Origin of the sequence: Arthrobacter sp. Br18 (genome assembly GCF_000520555.1) — a bacterium.
Lineage (GTDB): Bacteria > Actinomycetota > Actinomycetes > Actinomycetales > Micrococcaceae > Arthrobacter_D.
In genome coordinates this window covers 10,582-30,403 of record NZ_KI914867.1, presented here as the reverse complement: position 1 = coordinate 30,403, position 19,822 = coordinate 10,582, and the positions used below count along the sequence as shown (strand labels likewise).

16 protein-coding genes and 1 pseudogene are annotated in these 19,822 nt (G+C 69.6%); 8 read left to right on the top strand and 9 right to left on the bottom strand.

The window, feature by feature from the left end; all coding sequences use genetic code 11:
• The first annotated feature begins 283 nt into the window (after positions 1-283).
• From Y704_RS20490 to Y704_RS20480, 3 genes are read left to right on the top strand one after another with little or no spacing between them, the layout of a single operon-like run.
• A complete protein-coding gene (locus tag Y704_RS20490; protein ID WP_035772358.1) occupies positions 284-1,336 on the top strand; it encodes an AAA family ATPase in 1,053 nt (350 codons plus the stop codon).
• Positions 1,326-2,834, top strand: a complete 1,509-nt coding sequence (locus Y704_RS20485; RefSeq protein ID WP_253904291.1) for a DUF58 domain-containing protein — start codon at positions 1,326-1,328, stop codon at positions 2,832-2,834. The genes Y704_RS20490 and Y704_RS20485 overlap by 11 nt, the downstream gene beginning before the upstream one ends.
• A complete protein-coding gene (locus Y704_RS20480; RefSeq protein WP_051476930.1) occupies positions 2,831-5,194 on the top strand; it encodes a transglutaminase TgpA family protein in 2,364 nt (787 codons plus the stop codon). The genes Y704_RS20485 and Y704_RS20480 overlap by 4 nt, the downstream gene beginning before the upstream one ends.
• Positions 5,195-5,221: 27 nt before the next feature.
• On the opposite strand, the gene Y704_RS0110530 is transcribed toward Y704_RS20480, so the two are convergent.
• Positions 5,222-6,703 (bottom strand): NAD-dependent succinate-semialdehyde dehydrogenase, encoded by a 1,482-nt coding sequence (locus Y704_RS0110530; RefSeq protein ID WP_026550094.1) that lies wholly within the window; start codon positions 6,701-6,703, stop codon positions 5,222-5,224.
• A gap of 200 nt (positions 6,704-6,903) precedes the next feature.
• On the opposite strand from Y704_RS0110530, the gene Y704_RS22775 reads away from it, so the two are divergent.
• The gene (locus Y704_RS22775) at positions 6,904-7,326 is read left to right on the top strand and encodes a hypothetical protein (protein WP_155850329.1); all 423 of its coding nucleotides are present in this window, start codon (positions 6,904-6,906) and stop codon (positions 7,324-7,326) included.
• 1 nt (position 7,327) lies between these two features.
• Here Y704_RS22775 and rsmI read toward each other — a convergent pair whose 3' ends face one another.
• Entirely contained in the window at positions 7,328-8,119 is a 792-nt protein-coding gene (gene rsmI / locus Y704_RS0110520; protein WP_343212839.1) for a 16S rRNA (cytidine(1402)-2'-O)-methyltransferase, read from the bottom strand.
• A 218-nt stretch (positions 8,120-8,337) separates the two neighbouring features.
• Between rsmI and Y704_RS0110515 the strand changes: the two genes are divergently transcribed.
• Both Y704_RS0110515 and Y704_RS20470 read left to right on the top strand, forming a co-directional pair.
• Positions 8,338-9,255, top strand: a complete 918-nt coding sequence (locus Y704_RS0110515; RefSeq protein ID WP_026550092.1) for a cation diffusion facilitator family transporter — start codon at positions 8,338-8,340, stop codon at positions 9,253-9,255.
• Between the two features lie 44 nt (positions 9,256-9,299).
• Complete coding sequence (locus tag Y704_RS20470; protein WP_081747560.1) at positions 9,300-10,952, top strand: dolichyl-phosphate-mannose--protein mannosyltransferase; 1,653 nt, start codon at positions 9,300-9,302, stop codon at positions 10,950-10,952.
• Here Y704_RS20470 and Y704_RS20465 read toward each other — a convergent pair.
• Positions 10,949-12,040 (bottom strand): TIGR01906 family membrane protein, encoded by a 1,092-nt coding sequence (locus Y704_RS20465; protein WP_051476928.1) that lies wholly within the window; start codon positions 12,038-12,040, stop codon positions 10,949-10,951. The genes Y704_RS20470 and Y704_RS20465 overlap by 4 nt on opposite strands.
• 166 nt (positions 12,041-12,206) lie before the next feature.
• Positions 12,207-13,199 carry a stage II sporulation protein M gene (locus Y704_RS0110500; protein ID WP_026550091.1) on the bottom strand — a complete coding sequence of 331 codons (993 nt, stop codon included), beginning with the start codon at positions 13,197-13,199 and terminating at the stop codon, positions 12,207-12,209.
• 117 nt (positions 13,200-13,316) lie between these two features.
• Between Y704_RS0110500 and Y704_RS0110495 the strand changes: the two genes are divergently transcribed.
• Positions 13,317-14,123, top strand: a complete 807-nt coding sequence (locus tag Y704_RS0110495; protein ID WP_026550090.1) for an RDD family protein — start codon at positions 13,317-13,319, stop codon at positions 14,121-14,123.
• Positions 14,124-14,150: 27 nt separating this feature from the next.
• Here the strand turns inward: Y704_RS0110495 and ahcY are convergent, their stop codons facing one another.
• Genes ahcY through Y704_RS0110480 form a run of 3 tightly spaced genes read right to left on the bottom strand, consistent with a single transcriptional unit; the run spans position 14,151 to position 16,328 of the window.
• Complete coding sequence (gene ahcY, locus Y704_RS0110490; protein WP_026550089.1) at positions 14,151-15,650, bottom strand: adenosylhomocysteinase; 1,500 nt, start codon at positions 15,648-15,650, stop codon at positions 14,151-14,153.
• Between the two features lie 7 nt (positions 15,651-15,657).
• Positions 15,658-15,912 (bottom strand): Trm112 family protein, encoded by a 255-nt coding sequence (locus Y704_RS0110485; protein WP_343212837.1) that lies wholly within the window; start codon positions 15,910-15,912, stop codon positions 15,658-15,660.
• Positions 15,913-15,941: 29 nt separating this feature from the next.
• The gene (locus Y704_RS0110480) at positions 15,942-16,328 is read right to left on the bottom strand and encodes a DUF3499 domain-containing protein (RefSeq protein WP_026550087.1); all 387 of its coding nucleotides are present in this window, start codon (positions 16,326-16,328) and stop codon (positions 15,942-15,944) included.
• Between the two features lie 174 nt (positions 16,329-16,502).
• Between Y704_RS0110480 and Y704_RS0110475 the strand changes: the two genes are divergently transcribed.
• A complete protein-coding gene (locus Y704_RS0110475) occupies positions 16,503-16,997 on the top strand; it encodes a metallopeptidase family protein (RefSeq protein WP_026550086.1) in 495 nt (164 codons plus the stop codon).
• A 15-nt stretch (positions 16,998-17,012) separates the two neighbouring features.
• On the opposite strand, the gene Y704_RS20460 is transcribed toward Y704_RS0110475, so the two are convergent.
• Positions 17,013-18,677 (bottom strand): DUF5719 family protein, encoded by a 1,665-nt coding sequence (locus tag Y704_RS20460; protein ID WP_253904290.1) that lies wholly within the window; start codon positions 18,675-18,677, stop codon positions 17,013-17,015.
• Positions 18,674-19,822: pseudogene (locus Y704_RS20455) on the bottom strand (hypothetical protein); the annotation flags it as partial. The gene Y704_RS20460 and the pseudogene Y704_RS20455, both read right to left, overlap by 4 nt.

The following is a 19,822-nucleotide window of genomic DNA, read 5'->3' as shown; positions in this document are numbered from 1 at the left end:
GCGGCCCCGCCCGCCGGTGCCCTCCGCCGTGCGCCCTGCGCGGCCGGCTGCGGGGGTCCCCGCCCCTCCGTCCGTGCCCTCGAGGGCGGCCTGGTACGGTCCCGGCGTGGTGCCGATGGAAAAGGGCTGGTTGTCGCACATGATTCCAGCCTAGCCAGTACCGGAACTTATCCCCCGAACGGCAAGTTGAGACAGTAATCTATAGATCACGATCAATCCTGTACGTCGAAGCCGGCGGGTCTGCCGGCGCGTCGGCCTGCAACCGCCCGCGTGGAAGGTACCGATGGACGTTCAGAACACCGTTGCGACGCCAGGCCTGGAGGATGTCGGCACTCCGCTGTCGGGACACGGATCCGGGAATTCCTTTTCCGAAGTAAGCGCACGGATCCTGGAATCGATCAATACGGTCATCGACGGAAAGCCCGCCGCCGCGCGGCTCGCCCTCACCGTCCTCCTGGCCGAGGGACACCTGCTCCTCGAGGACGTTCCGGGGGTCGGCAAGACCATGCTCGCCAAGGCACTGGCACGGACCGTCGACTGCTCGGTCAACCGCATCCAGTTCACGCCCGACCTGCTTCCCTCGGACGTCACCGGGGTGTCGATCTACAACCAGGACACGCGCCGATTCGAGTTCCGGCCCGGTCCGGTCTTCGCGAACATCGTGATCGGCGACGAGATCAACCGGGCGTCCGCCAAGACGCAGTCCGCGCTGCTGGAGTCCATGGAGGAGCACCAGGTCACCGTCGATGGCCGCACCCACGCACTCGGTGAGCCGTTCATGGTGGTCGCCACGCAGAACCCGATCGAGATGGAGGGCACCTATCCCCTTCCCGAAGCGCAGCGTGACCGCTTCATGGCCCGGATCTCGATGGGGTACCCCGATGCCCGCTCTGAGGTGGAGATGCTCGAGAACCACCAGTCGACCTCCCCGCTCCACAGGATCCGGCCGGTGGCCACTGCCGCGGACATCGCGGGCATGATGAGCCAGGTGCGTGCGGTCTTCGTCTCCCGGTCCGTGAAGGAGTACACCGTGGCGATCGGCAGCGCCACCAGGGAACACCCGCGGCTCCGCCTCGGCGCGAGTCCCCGCGCACTCCTGCAGCTGCTTCGCGCCGCGAAAGCCGGTGCCGCCCTGGAGGGCCGCGAATTCGTGTTGCCCGACGACGTCGCCACCGTCGCTGATGCCGTCCTGGCCCACCGCCTCCTGCTGGACCGCAAGGCGACGACGGCAGGGGATACGGCGTCGTCAGTCATCGAGGGCATCATCGCCCGGGTTCCCGTGGCGCGCGAGAACCACCGCGCCGGCGTCCGGCACCCAGGGCGGAGTGGCGGTTGACCCGGCCATGGAGTTCCTAGAGCGACTGCCCTCCAGGGTCCTGACCCCGCGCGGCTGGGGCTTCGTCATCACGGCCCTGGCAGCACTGGTGTTCGCCCAAGTCCTGGGGCGCCGGGACCTGCTGTATCTGGGGGTACTGCTCCTATGCCTGCCGGCGGTCTCGGTACTGATCCTGCGGTGGAGCAAGCCCCGGTTCTCCGTGCATCGCCGCTTCTCCCGGCAGTCCATGGAGACCGGCTCCACCACGACCGTGGGGCTCGCGCTGACCTCCACGGTTCCGTCAGGGGCCCCGGTGCTGATGGAAGAGCAACTGCCCGCGCGCTTCGGTGAGGCACCGACGTTCGCCTTCCCCTCCCACAACCCCACCGCCGCGGGGGTGTCGCTCTACGAGTACCGGCTCCGCTCCTCGTCCCGCGGGATGTACCGGATAGGCCCCGTGATGGCCGAATTCAGCGACCCGTTCGGCCTGGGCAGGTCACGCCACCAGCTCGGTGGCACTGACGCCCTGGTGGTGACTCCCGCACCCGTGGAATTGCTGTACTCCGCGCTCTCCGGCTCGCGCGGCAGCGACGGCCGGGTAGCCACCCGGCGCCGGGCAAACCCCAGCGACGACGACGTCATGACGCGCGAGTACCGCCACGGTGACTCGATGCGCCGCGTGCACTGGCCCGCAACCGCACGGCACAGCGAACTCATGGTCCGGCAGGAGGAGTCGGTCACCGCACCCGAGGCGACCCTCCTGCTCGATGAGCGAGCCGGCAGCTTCAGTACGAGGTTCTCGGCCGCGTTCAGACCCGAGCACGCACCGGACGGCAACGGGCTGAACACCTCCCCCAGCTTCGAATGGGCGGTGACGGCGGCCGTGTCGATCAGCGCACACCTCCTCGAGCGCAACTACGCGCTGCGGTTCCTCGACCACCACGGACACCCTGCGCTCCTGCACTCGCCGTCGGCTCCTTTCCCCGGTGACGAGGAGCACCTGGGCCAGGGTGCTCTGGCCAACATTGCGGAGGGCCTCGCGGCACTTGAGCTCGCCCCGGACCCGGGGCACGCCGGCAGTTCAGCAGTCCATGGAGGCGAAGCGGCAAAATCGGCCATCCGCCGGCTGCGAGCCAAGCGTGCCGACCCGGACCGGATGACCACCGGCATCGCCTTCGGCGATGAACTGCTGGACAGGCTCGCGGCGAACCGTCACCGCGGCCCCGTGATCGCATTGCTGGGACTGGTGACACCAGCCGAAGCGACCGCGCTCGGCGCGGCGTCGGACTACGGATCAGCGGCTTTCGCCATCCTCATCACCGACCGCCCGGGCGATGCCGACCACCAGCTTGAAATCCTTCGCTCAGCGGGCTGGCAGGCATCGGCGGCTTCGCCCGGCTCGGATCTTCCAGCGGTATGGGCCGGCCTTGACCAGGCCCCGGGATCCGTCCCCGGACGCCTTCCGACAGGCGCACCGGCTTCGAAGACGGCATCCGAGACCCGGGGAGGATTCGCGTGACGGCAACACTGGACCGACCGGCCGAGGACGTGAAGGGGAGCGCGGAAGCACCGGCGCGGAGGCGCACCACCGATCCGAGGCACTGGTGGCTCACCGGGGCTGCCCTGCTCGCGGTCCTCGCCGCCGCCACAAGTCTCAACGGAGTGCTGGAGCCGTGGACCTGGCTGATGCCGGTGCTGCGCACCACTGTCCCCGTGCTGCTCGCCGTGACCGCGGCAAGAGCTCTCCGCGCGTCGGGCAGTGTTGCCGCGCTTGCGGGACTGGCCGCCTGGGTCGGCACGCTGACCGCACAGTTCTTCCCGGACCAGAGCATCCTCGGCGTTCTCCCGGGACCGGGCACGTGGGCACGGCTCGGTGCCCTTCTCGATGCAGCGGAAAAAACCGTGGTGTCCCAGGTGGTGCCGGTGCTGCCCGGCGAAGGCATACTCCTGGTGGCGTGTGCGGCGATCGGCCTGATTGCCATGCTCGTGGACATCCTCGCCACGACTCTCCGGATGCCGGCGGCGAGCGGGCTCCCGCTCCTGACGCTGATGGTGGTTCCCGCCGTCGTCAAACCGACCGGCGTGGGCCTCGGTGCGTTTCTCCTCGGCGCCGCCGCCTATCTCCTGATCCTGGGCTGTGCGCAACTACGGGAGGCCCCTCCGGCGGCACCGGGCGCTTCGGCCGGGTTCCTCGGCCGCGGGCTGGCCATCGGCAGCGCGGCACTGGCCGTGACGATTCTGCTGCCCCTGGCCATCCCCGGCTTCAACTCAGGCGCCTTCCCGCAGGGTGCGCGCCTGAACATGTGGGGCAGCGCCACGGGACTGAACCCCGCCGTTACGCTGGGCAACGACCTCCGCAACCCGACCGGATTCGGCCGGATCACTTATGCCACTGATTCCTCGGTTCCCCTGTACCTGCGTGCGGTGACACTCGAGAACTTCGAGGGACGGCGCTGGGAACCGGACCAGAGGCTGGGTGACCGCGAGCGCGGCCTCGCGGACATGGGCACCGACCTCGAACGGAACTCCCTGGCCGACGGTGTCAGCACCTTCACGCGCATCACCACGCAGAGCTACTCCAGCCCCTGGCTGCTGTCGCCCTACGCGCCCACGGGCATCACGGGGCTGACGGGCCGGTGGTCCTGGGATCCCGAGAACCTCAGCGTGCTCGCGATCGACGGCGGATCGACGGCCCGCCAGGTCTACGAGGTGCAGAGTGCCCTTCCCCAGCTCACCAGAGAGGGCCTGAAAGCCCTCGGCCCCTCCGAACCCGGGGCGGTCGCGGACGTCTTCACCGACCTTGCCGGCGACACACCGGGGATCATCAGGGACACCACCGAGGAGGTGACGGATGGGCTCGTCAGCCCCTACGACAGGGCACTGGCCATCCAGAGCTACCTGCGCAGCGCCGAGTTCACCTATTCCGTCGAGGCTCCCGTGGACGGCGGGTACGACGGCAGCGGCATGGATGTCATGGCACGCTTCCTTGAAGCGAAGGCAGGCTACTGCGTCCACTTCGCCGGTACCATGGCGGTCATGGCCCGCGCAGCCGGCATTCCCAGCCGCATCGGCGTGGGATACACGCCCGGCACGCCCACCGGCGACCTCGAGGAGGGCCCGGGGAACACCGAATTGCGGGAATTCGTCGTCGATTCCCGCAATGCCCATGCCTGGCCCGAGCTGTACTTCGCCGGAGTGGGCTGGGTGCAGTTCGAACCCACTCCCTCGCGCGGAGTGGTGCCGGGCTACGCCCAGGCGCCCTTCTCCCCCGCGGGCCCCCGGGCCGACGACGTCGACAGCCTGAACCCCGGTACCCTCCCCGATTCCCCGCTTCCGCCGGGAGAGGCAGCCGACGAACCTTCTCCGGGTGGCGGGGGCACCGCTTCCAGCGACGACGGCCCGGCCGGCGTGGCCGCTATCGTTCTGGTCGGCGGACTGGTCCTTTTCCTGCTGCCGCTCATCCTGCGAGCCCTCCGGACCGGCCTCCGCCGGCGGCAGCTCCTGGGCGGCCCGGCACCGCGTGCGGCCACCACCGCCTGGGAACAGACCACGGAACTGGCCGGCGACTACGGGTATCCTCTGCTTCCCACCGACACGCCGCGGGTCTTCGCCGAGCGGCTCCGCTCCCAGGCGGGGCTGCACGGAGCGTCATCGGTGTCGCTGACCAGGCTGCAGCAGGCCTACGAACGTGAGGAATACGCCTCCCCCACCGGCCCGGGAGCAGGGCCGCGCCAACCTCGGATCCCGCCGGAGCCGCCGACCGGAAGGCACGGCGTCTGGGACGACGTCGAGTCGGTGACGACCGCCCTCCGGCAGCGCAGCGGCAGGGGTGCCCGCCTGAAAGCACTGCTTCTGCCGCGCTCCGTAACGCGCCGGTGACCAGGAAGGCGGGAAGCCCCGGCCGGACTAGGAGGCCGTGGGATCGGCGATGCCGATGTACTGCGTGTAGAGGTACTCCTCGATCCCTTCCGCTCCTCCCTCACGGCCCAGACCGGACTGCTTCACGCCGCCGAAGGGTGCTGCCGCATTGGAGATCACACCGGCATTGAGGCCCATCATCCCGGTGTCGAGGCGCTCGCCCATGCGGAGGCCGCGGTTGAGGTCGCGGGTGAAGACGTAGGCCACCAGACCGTACTCGGTGTCGTTGGCCAACTCCACGGCTTCGTCCTCGGTGGCGAACGTGAGAATGGGTGCGACGGGGCCGAAGATCTCCTCCCTCATGATGCGGGAGGACCGCGGCACGTTCGTCAGGACAGTGGGCTGATAGAAGTATCCGGCGCCATCCACCGGAGCACCTCCGGTCACCAGTTCAGCCCCGTCGCCCCGCGCGGCGGACACGAGGTCGTGCACCTTGTTCCGGCTCTTCGCATCGATCAGCGGCCCCAGTGTGGAGTGCTCCTCCGTGCCGCGGGCCGGTGTCATCGCCGCCATCCGGCCGGCCAGTCCGGCGGCGAAATCATCGGCAATCGACTCGTGCACGATGAACCGGTTCGCCGCTGTGCAGGCCTCCCCCATGTTGCGGAGCTTCGCGAGCATCGCCCCGTTCACTGCGGCGTCCACATCCGCATCCTCGAAGACGAGGAACGGCGCGTTGCCGCCGAGCTCCATCGACGTGCGCAGGACGTTGTCCGACGCCGCCGCGAGCAGGCTCCGTCCCACCGGAGTGGATCCGGTGAAGGAGAGCTTGCGGAGCCGGGGATCCTTGATGAGCGGGCCGGTGACACCGCCGGCGTCGGTCGTGTGGATGACGTTCAGCACCCCTGCGGGCAGACCCGCTTCCTCCATCACCGCAGCGAAGAGCGACGACGTCAGCGGCGTGAGATTCGCTGGTTTGAGCACCATGGTGCACCCGGCGGCGACCGCCGGCGCAATCTTGCGCGTAGCCATCGCGAGCGGGAAGTTCCAAGGAGTGATGAGCAGGCAGGGCCCCACCGGCTTCTTGCTGACGAGAAGCCGTGACTTTCCGTCCGGGGCCACCGAGTACCGCCCCGACGTCCGCACTGCCTCCTCCGAGAACCACCGGAGGAACTCCGCACCATAGGTGACCTCACCGCGCGCCTCGGCAAGCGGCTTTCCCATCTCGAGGGTCATGAGCAGGGCGAAATCCTCGGCACGCCGGGTCACCAGCTCGAAGGCGCGCCGCAGGATCTCGCCGCGCTCGCGGGGCGCCGTGCCTGCCCAGTCCCGCTGTGCCGCAACCGCCGCGTCGAGGGCCGCCACGCCGTCCTCCGGGGTCGCGTCGGCGAGCGATCGCAGCGTCCTGCCCGTTGCCGGGTCCTCGACGTCGAACACTGCGCCGGAGGAGGAATCCCGCCAGTCGCCGCCGATCAGCAAGCCGCGGGGCACCTGCTCCAGCACTTCGGTCTCGCGGGTAGCGGTCACGGCCATGGGGTAGCTCCTCGATCAGTGGTGACAGCGCCAGGGCTTTTTCCGTGCGCAGCGACGTTCACGCTTCACGCTAGCCGTGGGACGGAACGGGTGTCCAGACGTCGCTGCACCGTCGAGGCGGCGATGCGCTGTTCACCCGCACAGGCGGCGCGTCCTCGGCAGCTGGGTGGGCAGTGCCGCACTCGGACGTATCCTAGATCATGACGACTAACTATGTTCGAGGCGCTTCAACCAGCAGTGCGGATTCCCGCGCCGAGATTGTAGGACTGCTCAGCAGCCACGGCGCGAGCGGCGTGCGGTGCGTTTCGGAGCAGCGCCGGACGGTCATCGTCTTCTCCTCGGGCGACCGCCGCTTCCGCCTCCTCCTGACGGGCCCGGTCGGTTGCGCCGACGAAACGGACGACCAGGGCCGCGAGAAGGCGGCCCGCCGGCGCTGGCATACGCTCGCCCTGCTGATCAAGGCAAAACTCGAAGCGGTCAACACCGACATCGTGACGTTCGAGGAGGAGTTCCTCGCCTACACCCTGCTGCCGAACGGCCGCACGGTGTACGAGAATACCCAGCAGGCCATCAGCAGGGCCTACGCGACCGGCTCCTCCGTGCCGTCAGCGGCGCGGGCCTGACCTAGCGCGCGGCAATGACTGCCGCGTACAGTTCGCGCTTGCTCACCCGGGCGTCCTCGGCGACATGGGCCACCGCCTCCTTGAGCCGGGCGCCGTCGGCCACGAGCTCCTGCACCGCGGCGATGTGGTCTTCGGGTCGCGACGGCGGAGCTTCCGGAGCACCGCCCACCACCACGGCGATCTCCCCGCGGACCCCGGTGCCCTGAGCCCACTGGAGCAGCTCCAGGAGCGTACCGCGCAGCACCTGCTCGTGCACCTTGGTCAGCTCGCGGGCCACGGCCGCGCGGCGGTCGGAGCCGAAGGCCTGCTGCAGGGAGCGCAGCATGGGTTCGATGCGATGGGGTGCTTCGAAAAACACCATGGTCCGCCGTTCAGCGGCAAGTTCCGCCAGGCGGCCCGCGCGCAGGCCGGGTTTCCGCGGCAGGAACCCCTCGAAACAGAAGCGGTCCGTCGGCAGTCCCGACAGCGCGAGCGCGGTGAGGACCGCCGAGGGCCCCGGCGCGGCTGTGACGTCGATTCCCTCGTTGACCGCGGCCTCGACAAGCCGGTACCCGGGGTCCGAGACCGAGGGCATGCCGGCGTCGGTGACCACCAGCAGCGTCGCGCCGCCGCGCACGAGTTCGAGCAGTTCCCCCGTCCGGGTGGCCTCGTTGTGTTCGTGGTAGCTGAGGATCCGTCCGTTCACCGTCACCCCGAGGGACTGCACGAGCCGGGAAAGCCGGCGGGTGTCCTCGGCCGCCACGACGTCCGCGCTCTGCAGTAGGCCCAGCAGGCGCTCGGTGGCGTCGCCCATGTTGCCGATCGGCGTTCCGGCGAGCACCACCCGACCCACGGAACCGCCATCGCCTGCCGTTCCCCGGTAGGCCGCGAACTGCGCCCCGCCGGCGTCGGGGATCCTCCCGGTGCTGTCTCCTGGCTCACTCACCGGTCAAGCCTAGCGCCCGATGCACCGGGTGCGCTCCCGCTGCCCGGCTTCCCGGCGCTGCTTCGGCGGCACTGTAGCCTGATCTGATGGGGAACCATCACCAGCATGCGGCGGGCGACGGGTTTCACCGCGGGCCGCTGGCCGCCGCCCTCGCCGTCACCCTTGGAGTTCTGGTGCTCCAGCTCATCGGAGCTGCCTGGACCCGGAGTCTCGCCCTCCTCTTCGACTCCGCACACGTCCTCACCGACGCTGCCGGCCTCGCCCTGGCCCTCGGCGCCGCGACCCTTGCGGCCCGCCCGGCAACGGCGCGCCGGACCTGGGGCTTTCGACGGGCCGAAGTGGTCGCTGCGATGGCACAGGCCGGTGTACTCCTCGCGGTCGGGCTCTATGTGCTGGTCGAAGGGATCCAGCGGCTCGTGACGCCCACGGACGTCGCCTCCCGCGAGCTGCTGGTCTTCGGCGTCATCGGCCTCCTGGGGAATGCCGCGGCCCTGCTGGTCCTCGCCCGGCACCGCAGCGCCAACCTCAATATGAGGGCCGCTTTCCTTGAAGTCCTGGCCGATGCCCTCGGATCACTGGCCGTGATCTCTGCGGCCGTCGTGATCACGCTGACCGGCTGGATGCGCGCCGACGCCGTCGCCGCCATGCTCATCGGCGTGCTGATCCTGCCCCGGACGGTGAAGCTGCTGCACACGACGGTGAACGTCCTCCTGGAGTCCACGCCGGCCGGTATCAACCCCGACGCCGTGCGCGAGCACCTCCGTGCGCTGCCGTCGGTGAGGGACGTCCATGATCTGCACATCACCCAGATCGCCACCGGCCTGCCGGTGCTCACCGCCCATGTGGTGGTCGATGACGACTGCTTCTCCAGTGGCAGCGCCCATTCGGTGCTCGATCAGCTCCAGACCTGCGTGGCCGAACACTTCCCCGTGAGCATCGAGCACTGCACGTTCCAGCTCGAGCCCGACAGCCACCGCGTGCACGAAGACAGGCTCACCCACTAGACCATTCTGCGGGGGCGGGTGATTCCCGCCGGTAGCATGGCACTGTGAGCCACACCGCCGTCCGAAACAAACACGTCTCGGCACCCTGGCTCTCCTCTCCGCGGGAGGCCTTCACCGAAGCGGCGCTGACCCACCGCCTGGTGGGTGCCACGACCCAGGGCGGGCCGCTCACCTGGCTGCTGCCGCTGGCGGTGGCGGTGGTCGCCGGCCTGCTGCGGTTCCTCAGGCTGGGCGAACCGGGCTCCCTCGTGTTCGACGAGACGTACTACGTCAAGGACGCCTACTCGCTGCTGCTCTCGGGCTATGAGCGCGAGTGGCCGGAGGACGCAAACGATTCCTTCAATGCCGGGAAGCCCGACGTTCTCCTCTCGACCGCCGACTACGTGGTGCATCCACCGGTCGGCAAGTGGATGATCGGCGCCGGGATGCTGCTCTTCGGAGCTGAAGATCCGTTCGGATGGCGCTTCTCGGCCGCGCTGGTGGGCACGGTGTCGGTGCTGCTTCTGGCCTTCGTCGCCCAGCGACTGTTCAGCTCTCCCCTCCTCGGGGCAGCGGCGGGCCTGCTCCTGGCCATCGACGGCCACCATCTGGTGCAGTCCCGTACCTCGCTGCTCGATATCTTTTTGAGTTTCTGGATCCTCGCGGCCTTTGCGGCGCTCCTGAAGGATCGGGACCAGGGACGACGCCGGTTGGCGCGCTCCCTGTCGGCCCTGGCGCGGGCAGCACCGGACGGTGTCCCGACGCCTGCGCAGTTGCTGTACGGGCCCTGGCTCGGCGTGCGTCCGTGGCGGATCGCCGCCGGCGTGTGCCTCGGCCTGGCCCTGGGCACGAAATGGTCCGCGTTGCCGTTTCTCGCCGTTTTCGGGCTTCTGACCGTCGCCTGGGACCTGAGCGCACGTCGGAGCGCCGGCGTGCACCGCTGGATCGTGGGTGGTGTCCTGCGGGACGGCCTGCAGGCCTTCGCGGCGATGGTGCCCGTTGCCGCACTGACCTACCTCGCCTCATGGGCCGGCTGGCTGCTGTCCACGGATGCGTACGGCCGGCAATGGGCCGTCGCCAACCCGTCCGGTACGTGGGACTGGCTGCCGCCGTCCGTCCGCTCGCTTGCCGAGTACCATCGCAGCGCCTTCAGCTTCCATGAAGGACTCGGCTCGGACCACCCGTACGAATCAAGCCCGTGGTCATGGCTCGTGATGGGCCGGCCCACCTCGTTCTACCGCGAGAATTACGGCGCCGGGGAGGGCTGCGAGGCGGAATCCTGTACGCAGGCAGTGACGGTCCTGGGCAACCCGCTCATCTGGTGGAGCGCCGCCGGCGCCCTGGTGGTGCTCCTCTTCGTCTGGGCGGGGCGCCGCGACTGGCGGGCGGGAGCCGTGCTGGCCGGCGTCGCAGCAGGCTACCTGCCATGGCTCCTGTACTCCGAGCGCACCACCTTCTTCTTCTACGCCGTGTCCTTCGAACCATTTTTGATCCTCGCCCTCGTGCACTGCCTGGGGCTGGTCATCGGCGCTCCCCCGAACGAGCACCAGCCCGAGCGCAGGAACACTGCCCGCCGGCGCCGCCAGGGAATCGCCCTCGCAGGGATCTTCCTGGTGGCCGCCGTCGCGCTGTCCGCCTTCTTCCTTCCGGTCTGGACCGCCGAGCTGATTTCGGACGATCAGTGGCGGCGTCGGATGTGGATGCCGAGCTGGATCTAGCCGACGCGGGGCCCAAGGGCGGCCGCGAAGCGGGCCTGTCGGGCCTCCTGCGCTGTTCTCGACCGCTCGCGCCTGGCCCTGGTGGGCCAGGCCAGAACCAGGGTCACCAGTGTCGCAAGGAGCACGATGGCACCCACCGACGCCGCGGCGTCGGTCCAGAACTGTTCCGGGAAGAGCCGGATCAGGGTGTCGTCGACCCGGAACGTCCAGGACCCGTCGGCGAAGAACAGCGCGTGGACCTGGGTGAAGAACGTCTGCCATGCGAGGACCGCGGCAACCGCGAGGGCCACGATCATTACGAGGGTAACCACGGCACCCGCGAAGAGTGCCCTGCGGACGCCGCCCTGGTAGGTGCGGGCCAGGTAGATGCCGGCCGCGACCGCAATCAGGAACAGGACGAAGGCCGCCACGAAGGAGAGCGACAGCACTGTCTTCACATCCGCCATGTGCCCTACTTCGGAGTCGAGGAACAACGGGGTGCCGTCGGGCTCCACCAGCCCTCCGAGATAGCGCGCCGGGGCCAGGTTGACGACATAGTCGAGGGCGTAGGAGCCGTAGGTCATGCGGTCTTCGGTGGAGAACCCGTAGGAGTCGGCGGGAAATCCGGGGCGGTGGTATTCGAGCCAGAGGAACGACGACGTCGTCACAGCGCGCACCGCCCCCGCCAGCACGATGACGGGAAAGAAGACCGCGATCAGCACCTGGAGGAATCGGGGGAATCCCGGCTTCGGGGTGACGGCCTGCTCACGCTGCGCTGCCCGGCGCGCCACCTCGTCCTCGGAGGGACGCAGGGTGAGGGCACCGGTGTCGGAGGATGGTTCCGCCGGCTTTCCGGGGTCGCCGATGGCGCTGCCGGACCCCGCTTCGCCCGGCACTATGGCGGCAGTAGCCCCGGCAGCGGCGAGCTGCTCGGTGCGGAGCGCCGCTGTGCGCGGATGGGCCTCGTCCGCGGGCGAATCGCTGCCGCGTCGCCTTGTCTCGTCGTCCGCGGGCGAATCGCTGCCGCGTCGCCTTGTCTCGTCGTCGGCGACGGGCCGGGCGTCGTCGGCGGTGTGCTGCTGCCCGGGGGCATTGTCGGTGTCGGCCACTGCTGGGGTCTCCTCGCTGCTGTGCCGCTTCGGGCGGCATGTTCCTTTCGAGAGTACCGGCCGAAGCTGCGGCGACGCTGGAGGCTCCCCGGAGCACCGGGCCACGGGCGGGCGGACAGCTGAGCGGACAAGTGACGCCGACACAGGGGCATCGGGAGCGACCGGTTCAGGCGGTGCGGACGGTCTCCCCCCGGTCCACAGCGGAGAGGTCCCCCGTGGAACCGGCGTTCACGGCACGCCGGCCGAGCAGGAGCGTGTACACCCAGTACGCCGCGAGGACGAGTAACCCGATCGTGATCCGGAGCCACGGAGGAAGGGCACTCGGTGTGACGAATCCCTCGACGAGCCCCGAGACCAGGAGGACGAGCACCAGTCCGAGGGCCACAGTGATGAGCGATCTCCCCTCCTCGGCGAGCGAGGCCGCACGGGTCCGGCGACCCGGTGCAACCCATGCCCAGAAGATGCGCAGTCCGGCCGCAGCGGCAATGAAGATGGCGGTCAGTTCCATGAGCCCGTGCGGCAGGATGTAGAGGAAGAAGACATCGAGCCTGTCATAGGCGGCCATCATGCCGCCTGCCATCCCCACCCCCTGGGCGTTCTGGTAGAGGACGAAGGGAGCCCAGATGCCGGTGACGCCGAACGCGACTGCCTGGAGTGCGATCCACGCGTTGTTGGTCCAGACGGCTCCGGCGAAGGAGGCCGCCGGATTCTCCGAGTAGTAGTTGGCAAAATCCTCCTCCACATACTGACGCAGCTCCTCATCCGAACCCATGGCGGCGATGACGCCGGGCGAATTCACGACCCACGCCCCATGCAGCCAGGCGACACCGACGAACAGCACTCCCACCACCACCGTCAGCCAGCGGATCCGGTAGAAAGCCGCCGGCAGCGAGAGAACGAAGAACCGGGCCACGTCCTCCAGGAAATTGGAGCGGGCGCCGGTGAACCGCGTCCGTGCCCTCGAAAGCCTCATCGACAGCGCACCGGAGAGGGCGCTTTCCGGGTCCACGGAACGGATCATCGACAGGTGGGTGGAGACGCGCTGGTAGAGCATCAGCAGCTCGTCGGACTCGGCGCCGGACAGCCGGCGTCTACCCACCAGGGTGTCCAGCCGCTGCCAGTCGGGGCGGTGCACTTCAACGAAGGCGTCGACGTCCATGCCCTCACCCTATAGTTCCCCGCCCCGTTCCCGCGCTGCCCGGGATGCCCGGCACACCTCGGGCAGCGATAGGCTGGGCACGGAACAGCGGTCCGCAACCAGCGCAGGGGGTTCAGGATGAGTTCGGTGATAACTGGCGAGGCTGTCGTCCTCGAACTGCGGCCTGCGGGTTTCGCGGCGCGCGGCCTCGGGACCCTCATCGACGTCGCAGCGCAGCTCATCGTGGTGTTCGTGCTGGTCCTGCTGCTCGCCGACACCCTCGACGGCGCGTTCGATCCGGCGTTCACCGGCGCCCTGGTCCTCGTCCTGGCTGTTCTGGTCCTCCTCGTGATCCCCGTGACCATCGAGACAGTCACCCGGGGCAAATCCCTCGGACGCCTGATCATGGGGCTCCGGATCGTACGCGACGACGGCGGCGCCATCCGTTTTCGGCACGCTTTCCTCCGCGGCATGGTGGGTGTCCTCGAGATCTACCTTCTGCTCGGATCACTCGCCTTCGTGGTATCCCTGTTCAACGAGCGATCCAAGCGGCTTGGTGATCTCCTCGCAGGAACCTACTCGATGCGCGAACGGGTGGTCGTTCGGCCGCGCGCCGCGGTGATGATGCCTCCGGGGCTCCGGCAGTGGGCCTCCACGGCGGACATCGGCCGACTGCCCGATCCGCTGGCACGAAGGGTTTCCCAGTTCCTCGCCCAGGCACCCCGCCTCATGCCCCGGGCCCGCTCCGTCCTGGCGGGGGAACTCGCCTCGGAAACGGGCTTCCTGGTCTCCCCGCCGCCGCCTCCGGGCACCCATCCCGAGGAGTTCCTCCACGCCGTCATCGCCGCACGGCGGGCGCGCGAGTTCGCGGCGATGTCCCGTCAGCGATCCCGGATCAACGCCACGGCCGAACGGCTCCACAAACTGCCGTTCAGCCAGGGCTGACCGGCAGCCGCAGGGCGGTTCCGTCGATCAGTACCGGTACTGCGTGGACTTGTACGGCCCGGCGACGTCGAGGTCCAGGTACTCGGCCTGGCTCTTGGACAGCTCGGTGAGCTCCACGCCGAGCGCGTCGAGGTGGAGCCGCGCCACCTTCTCGTCGAGGAGCTTTGGCAGGACGTACACCTGCTCCTCATACTCGCGGTTTCCTTCGGCGTCCGTCTGGTCCCACTTGGTGAAGAGCTCGATCTGCGCGATGGTCTGGTTCGCGAAGGAGTTGCTCATGACGAAGGACGGGTGCCCGGTAGCATTGCCCAGATTCAGCAGCCGCCCCTCGGACAGCAGGATGATCGAGTGCTGCGTGGTGCCGTCCGCCTCATTCCCGGGGAAGGCCCACTCGTGGACCTGCGGCTTGATCTCGATCCTCTCGATGCCCGGAATGCGCGCGAGCCCGGCCATGTCGATCTCGTTGTCGAAGTGGCCGATGTTCCCGACGATGGCCTGGTGCTTCATGCCCGCCATATGGTGGGCCATGACGACGTCCTTGTTGCCGGTGGTGGTGATGAAGATGTCGCCCTCGCCCAGCACCGACTCGAGCTTGGCCACCTGATAGCCGTCCATGGCCGCCTGCAGGGCGCAGATCGGGTCGATCTCGGTCACGATCACACGTGCACCCTGTCCGCGCAGCGCCTCGGCCGCACCCTTTCCGACGTCGCCGTATCCGCAGACGACGGCCACTTTGCCGCCGATGAGGACATCGGTGGCGCGGTTCAGGCCGTCGGGCAGTGAATGGCGGATGCCGTACTTGTTGTCGAACTTCGACTTCGTCACGGAGTCGTTCACGTTGATCGCGGGGAAGAGCAGCTTGCCCTTCGCCGCCAGTTGGTAGAGGCGCAGGACGCCCGTGGTGGTCTCCTCTGTGACGCCCTTGATCCCGTCGGCAATGGACGTCCACTTCCGCGGCTCGGATTCGATCGTGGCGCGAAGGGTGGCCAGAAATACCGTGTACTCGTGGGAGTAGTCGGCGTCGCCCTCCCGCGGATCTGATGGAACAGCACCCGCCGCCTCGAACTCCTTGCCCTTGTGGACCAGCATGGTGGCGTCGCCTCCGTCGTCGAGGATCATGTTCGGTCCTCGCCCGTCGGCCTGGCCCGGCCAGGTGAGGATCTGCGTGGCGGTCCACCAGTAGTCCTCGAGGGTCTCGTTCTTCCAGGCGAAGACCGGAACCCCCGCGGGCTCCTCGACGGTTCCGGTGCCCACCACCACGGCGGCGGCGGCCTCGTCCTGGGTCGAGAAGATGTTGCAGGACGCCCACCGGACCTCGGCGCCGAGCGCCGTGAGGGTCTCGATGAGCACGGCGGTCTGCACCGTCATGTGCAGCGACCCGGCGATCCGCGCGCCCGCGAGGGGTTGGGAGTCGCCGAATTCACGGCGCAGCGCCATGAGGCCCGGCATCTCGTGCTCTGCGAGGCGGATCTGGTGGCGGCCGGCTGCGGCCAGGGACAGGTCTGCGACCTTGAAGTCGAGGGTCATCGGGTTCCTAAAGTCGGGCTGGATCGTCAAGTAGTTCGGGGCGAAGAAGCACGGGGATGCCTTCCTCAAGCCGGTATTCCACCGCTGCGCCGTCCGGGCCCGGCGCTGTTGAGACCAGCCGTCCGCCATCTTCGGCCAGCGGCGACCCGGTGACGGGGCAGCGGAGGACGGCGAGCAGGTGCTGGGGCAGATTCGCCATGATGAGGCTTTCCGGGAGGACGGTCGCGGTTCGGGATCCCTCAAGGATACCGTCGACGGGCATCCGGGGCCGAACCGGAATAGATGCGGAGCCTAGTGGTCCCGAAGGACCCGCAGGTGGTCCCGGCGGGGTCCGGCACCATCGGGAGGTGGTTCGATCGGCAGCTTGAATCCCCGGTGGATGGGACCGGGAGGGAGGGCGGAACGGTCCACCGCCGCCTCGCGGACGGCGTCGGCGAGCGCCAGCAGGTCGTCGGAATTGTGTTCCGGCGGCGCCGTCGGCAGCGGCAGGCGCACCACCTCCCAGCCCCTGGGGACGGTGAGCCGCCCGGCATGAAGGGCGCACAGGTCATAGGTATGGGGTTCCGCGTAGGTGGCCATCGGCCCCAGGACAGCCGTCGAATCGGCGTAGACATAGGTCAGCGTCGCCACGGCCGAACGCTGGCAGGCTGAACGCGAACATGAACGGAGGGATCCCACGAGGAGAAAGCCTACCGTCCCGCAACGCCCTGCCGGGGCTGCGACCGGCCGCCCGACCCTGCCGTCTGCCGGGGCGAGATGGGGGCCAGGAGAAACTGCTCCGCGTCACCGGCCCAGGCCGGGAATTCCGGTGACACGGGTGCGTCGGTGCAGCAATGGGCTTAGAGTCTTTGTATGCGGGAAGCTTCAACATTTTCGGTGAACCTGACCGAATTCAAGGGTTCCGGCCCGTTGGCCGGACGTTCGTTCTTCGAGCGCCGCAGGAACCGCCGCGGGCGTGGGATGCGGGGTGAGCTGATCGGCTCCCACCTTCCGGGTTTCCGGACCCGCTCGGAGCAGTTCGACGAGTGGGTGATGGAATCCGCCCAGCGCCTTGAGCGTCTGTGGGGTGAACGCATCCAGGACCTGCAGATCGTGGTTCAGGAGATTCCCGACGGACTCGAGGACCGGACCCCCGAAAGCCTGCGCGGCCTCCTGGGGGCAGCGGCCCCGGCGACGCCCGGCCGGCCCGCGGTGATCACGGTCTTCCGCCATCCAGTCGAGATGGCGGCCCGGGGTGTCCTGCCCGTCAACGAGCTCGTGCACGATGTGGTCATCGAACAGACGGCGGAGCTGATGGGCATGGCGCCGGAAGCGGTCGATCCCGCCTACGGGCGCTCACAGGCCTGACCTGACACGGCCCTCCTAGTACCGCAGCTCCACCGGAATCGTCCTCGTGCTGACGGCGGCGTCGGGGATGGCAGTCACCGACACTCCGGCCGTGTCCCCTCCGAGGGTCGCCACCTGCGCCCCGAACACAGGGTCTCCGGCGGCGCTGACGATCACCGCCGCGGCGTCGGGTCCGAAGGACGACGCCGGGATGGTCACCGATGTGCCCCCCGCAACGTCCACCAGCTGTGGGTCGCGGAGGGCTCCGTCGGCTCCCACGGGAGTGATCGTCACTTCCGCGCCGCCCTCGGGTGCACCGAACACGAAGTGGACATCGGTGCCGTCGGCGAGGACCGCGGCATGCCCGCTCCCCAACCGCTCCGACGCCGGCGCGTTGCCGAAGTCCACCGGGGCGCCGGCCGTGATGCCGCGGCTGACGCGTGCAGAAGCGGCCACGGGAACATCCGAGGTGACGGACACCGTGTAGCTGCCCTCGGCCAGGTGATCGAGCGGGATGGTGCTGACGCTGCCGGCTGCTGCCGTCACAACTCCCCCACCGGGCAGGGGCGCTTCGCCGCCGGCCCCGAAGATCCGCACATCGAGCACTGCGTCGCTGCCGCCGGGCACCAGGACCTGCAGCGCCGGCGAGGCGGCGGCGTAGCCTTCCTGCCCGCGGATGGCGGCGGCGGTGTCCATGGCCTGGATCACGACGCCGGGAATGACCTGTGCTGCCGCTGCCGGGGCGGACGGCGCCAGCAACTCGACGCCGCCCGGAGTCAGCCCCCGGAGGACGCTCTGCTGGACCACGGCGGAGATCCGGCCGCCGTCGCTGTGGACGCGGACCGCGAGTTGCTCCTGGCTTCCGGCCACGCCCCCGAGGACCACCCGACGCGACTCCCCCGGGGGTACCAGGTGACTGCCCGTCCCGGCCGTGACCGGACCGGCAGCGCCGAAAAGCTCAAGGTCCACGGCCGCGGGAGTCTCCGTAGGATTCGTGAGCACCAGGATCGAGGAGTCGCCCACTCCCGTGGCGCCCCCGAGGAGCAGCACATCGTTGGACGGCTGCTGGCACGTGCTGGTGGCAAGGCCGCGGAGGTCGCCGTCGCCGGCGGTATAGGTGAGCATCGCCCCAGCCACCGGCGCGGGAGCCCCTCCTGGGTCGGCCCGGAAGACGGCAGGCGCATCCACCGCGCTGCCGCGGAGAACTCCCGCAGCCCGAGGCGCGCCGTTCCCGCTGCCGACCGGCGCGGCCGCCGACGCGGAGCCCGTTCCGGGAACTTCCCCCGGAACGGGAACCGGCGCGCCGGAGCCGAGCGGCACCAGGGCGTTCGCCGGCAGTGAGCCTCCGGGATCGCTGAGTACCATCGCACTGACGAGTGTCCTCGCCGTCGAGGACACCGGGCTGAAGGCGGGATCCCCGCCGGGGAAAGCCCCGCCGGGGACCGTGCTGTCGGGGACGGTGCTGTCGGGGAGTCTCAGCGGGCCCGTACACACCACGGTGTGATTCCCCGCCGGAACTTCGGCCACAGGGGTGGGAAACTCGAGCGGTTCGGCGCCTGATCCTCCTGCCGCATCCAACGCTACCAGCGCCGCTGTCGCGCCGAGGAGCAGGGCACCCGCCAGTGCACCCGCCGACCTGCGGGCCCGCCTGCTGCGCGGCCGTCCCGTATCGGTGGAAGGGTGCGGCATAGGAACGCTCATGACCGGGCACCTGCAGCTGCCATTCCCGGCTGCGCCCCGGCTGTCCGGCCGAAAGGCCTCGCCCCGTGGGTGACCGACGTATCGAGGATGTGCTGCCTGCTTCCACCGGCGCGGCCGGCCGGCGGAAGCCGCACGGTACGGAGCCGGGCCGGCACCGGCACCGGCACCGCGAGCAGGGTGCCGGCACCGAACACGGCCACCTGGAAGGCTTCGGCCCAGGGCTGCCAGGGCGAGACATACCCGACCGTCAGATGCCCTCCCGAGGGCGGCAGAAGAAAGGCCTGCGCCCACCCGTCGGAAGCGCCCTCGAGGGAACGCCCGTCAAGCGTGGCGTGCCACCCGCGGTCAGCGCGCTCGGCGAGGACCAGCAGGCGTTTGGCCTCCCCGCCCTGGATCCGCGTCTCCACCCGGTTGGCCCCGGACGGGACCAGGGTCTCGGTACGGCCCTCCGCGTCGAGGATCCTCGCCCTGGCTGTCCGCCCGCCGGCGTCCTCGGTCCCGTCCGGCATCACCGCGGGCGCCACGCGCCATAGCCAGCCCGACGGCGTGATCCCGACGGCGGCCAGGCCGGGCACGGCGTCGAGCCGTTCCGCCAGCAGCTCCGCGGCGGTGTCGGACTGCTGGAGCACCACGTAGCCGACGCCGAACCGGCGCAGCTCTGGTCGCGGGTCGGCTCCGGTGTCCCCCACGAGCAGTGCGGCGGTGCTCCGGAGGGCGGCGGTGGCGGCGTCGTCACGGGGCCGGGAGGTCTCCCCGGTCCAGGACAGCCCGGCGGCCGGGTGCAGCTGGGACAGCGAGTCGAGGGTTGTTCCGCCGCCGCGCATGAGTGCGGCCGACACGCCATCGCCGTTGTTGGGGTCCGTTGACAGGACCAGCGTGCTGGTCCTGTCCGGCCCGACGCCGCGGTCCGCCGCAGTGGCGGGCAGGGTGCGCTCGGCGCCCGGGCGCAGCAGAACGTCCGTGCCAAGCCCCGTCCTCACCGCCGGGGTGCCCGGAGGGGCGGGTACCGCCTCTTCTGCGTTCGCGGCCTGCACCAGATGAGGGGCGGCCCATGCCCCGAGGCTGGTGAGGGGACCCGCAGCAAGCACCACTGATCCGGCCAGCAGGAGCACACGGACCGCGGCCCCCGGCCGGCCCGGCAGCCC

What these genes read in the sequence shown, in the direction of transcription:
- rsmI (WP_343212839.1), bottom strand. Translation starts at nt 8,119, where the DNA reads ATGGGCGACGCCACCGAGCGCCTGCTGGGCCTACTGCAGAGCGCGGAC.
- Y704_RS0110485 (WP_343212837.1), bottom strand. Translation starts at nt 15,912, where the DNA reads ATGCCCGTCGACGGTATCCTTGAGGGATCCCGAACCGCGACCGTCCTC.
- ahcY (WP_026550089.1), bottom strand. Translation starts at nt 15,650, where the DNA reads ATGACCCTCGACTTCAAGGTCGCAGACCTGTCCCTGGCCGCAGCCGGC.
- Y704_RS0110495 (WP_026550090.1), top strand. Translation starts at nt 13,317, where the DNA reads ATGAGTTCGGTGATAACTGGCGAGGCTGTCGTCCTCGAACTGCGGCCT.
- Y704_RS0110515 (WP_026550092.1), top strand. Translation starts at nt 8,338, where the DNA reads ATGGGGAACCATCACCAGCATGCGGCGGGCGACGGGTTTCACCGCGGG.
- Y704_RS0110475 (WP_026550086.1), top strand. Translation starts at nt 16,503, where the DNA reads ATGCGGGAAGCTTCAACATTTTCGGTGAACCTGACCGAATTCAAGGGT.
- Y704_RS20490 (WP_035772358.1), top strand. Translation starts at nt 284, where the DNA reads ATGGACGTTCAGAACACCGTTGCGACGCCAGGCCTGGAGGATGTCGGC.
- Y704_RS0110500 (WP_026550091.1), bottom strand. Translation starts at nt 13,199, where the DNA reads ATGGACGTCGACGCCTTCGTTGAAGTGCACCGCCCCGACTGGCAGCGG.
- Y704_RS0110530 (WP_026550094.1), bottom strand. Translation starts at nt 6,703, where the DNA reads ATGGCCGTGACCGCTACCCGCGAGACCGAAGTGCTGGAGCAGGTGCCC.
- Y704_RS22775 (WP_155850329.1), top strand. Translation starts at nt 6,904, where the DNA reads ATGACGACTAACTATGTTCGAGGCGCTTCAACCAGCAGTGCGGATTCC.
- Y704_RS20460 (WP_253904290.1), bottom strand. Translation starts at nt 18,677, where the DNA reads ATGAGCGTTCCTATGCCGCACCCTTCCACCGATACGGGACGGCCGCGC.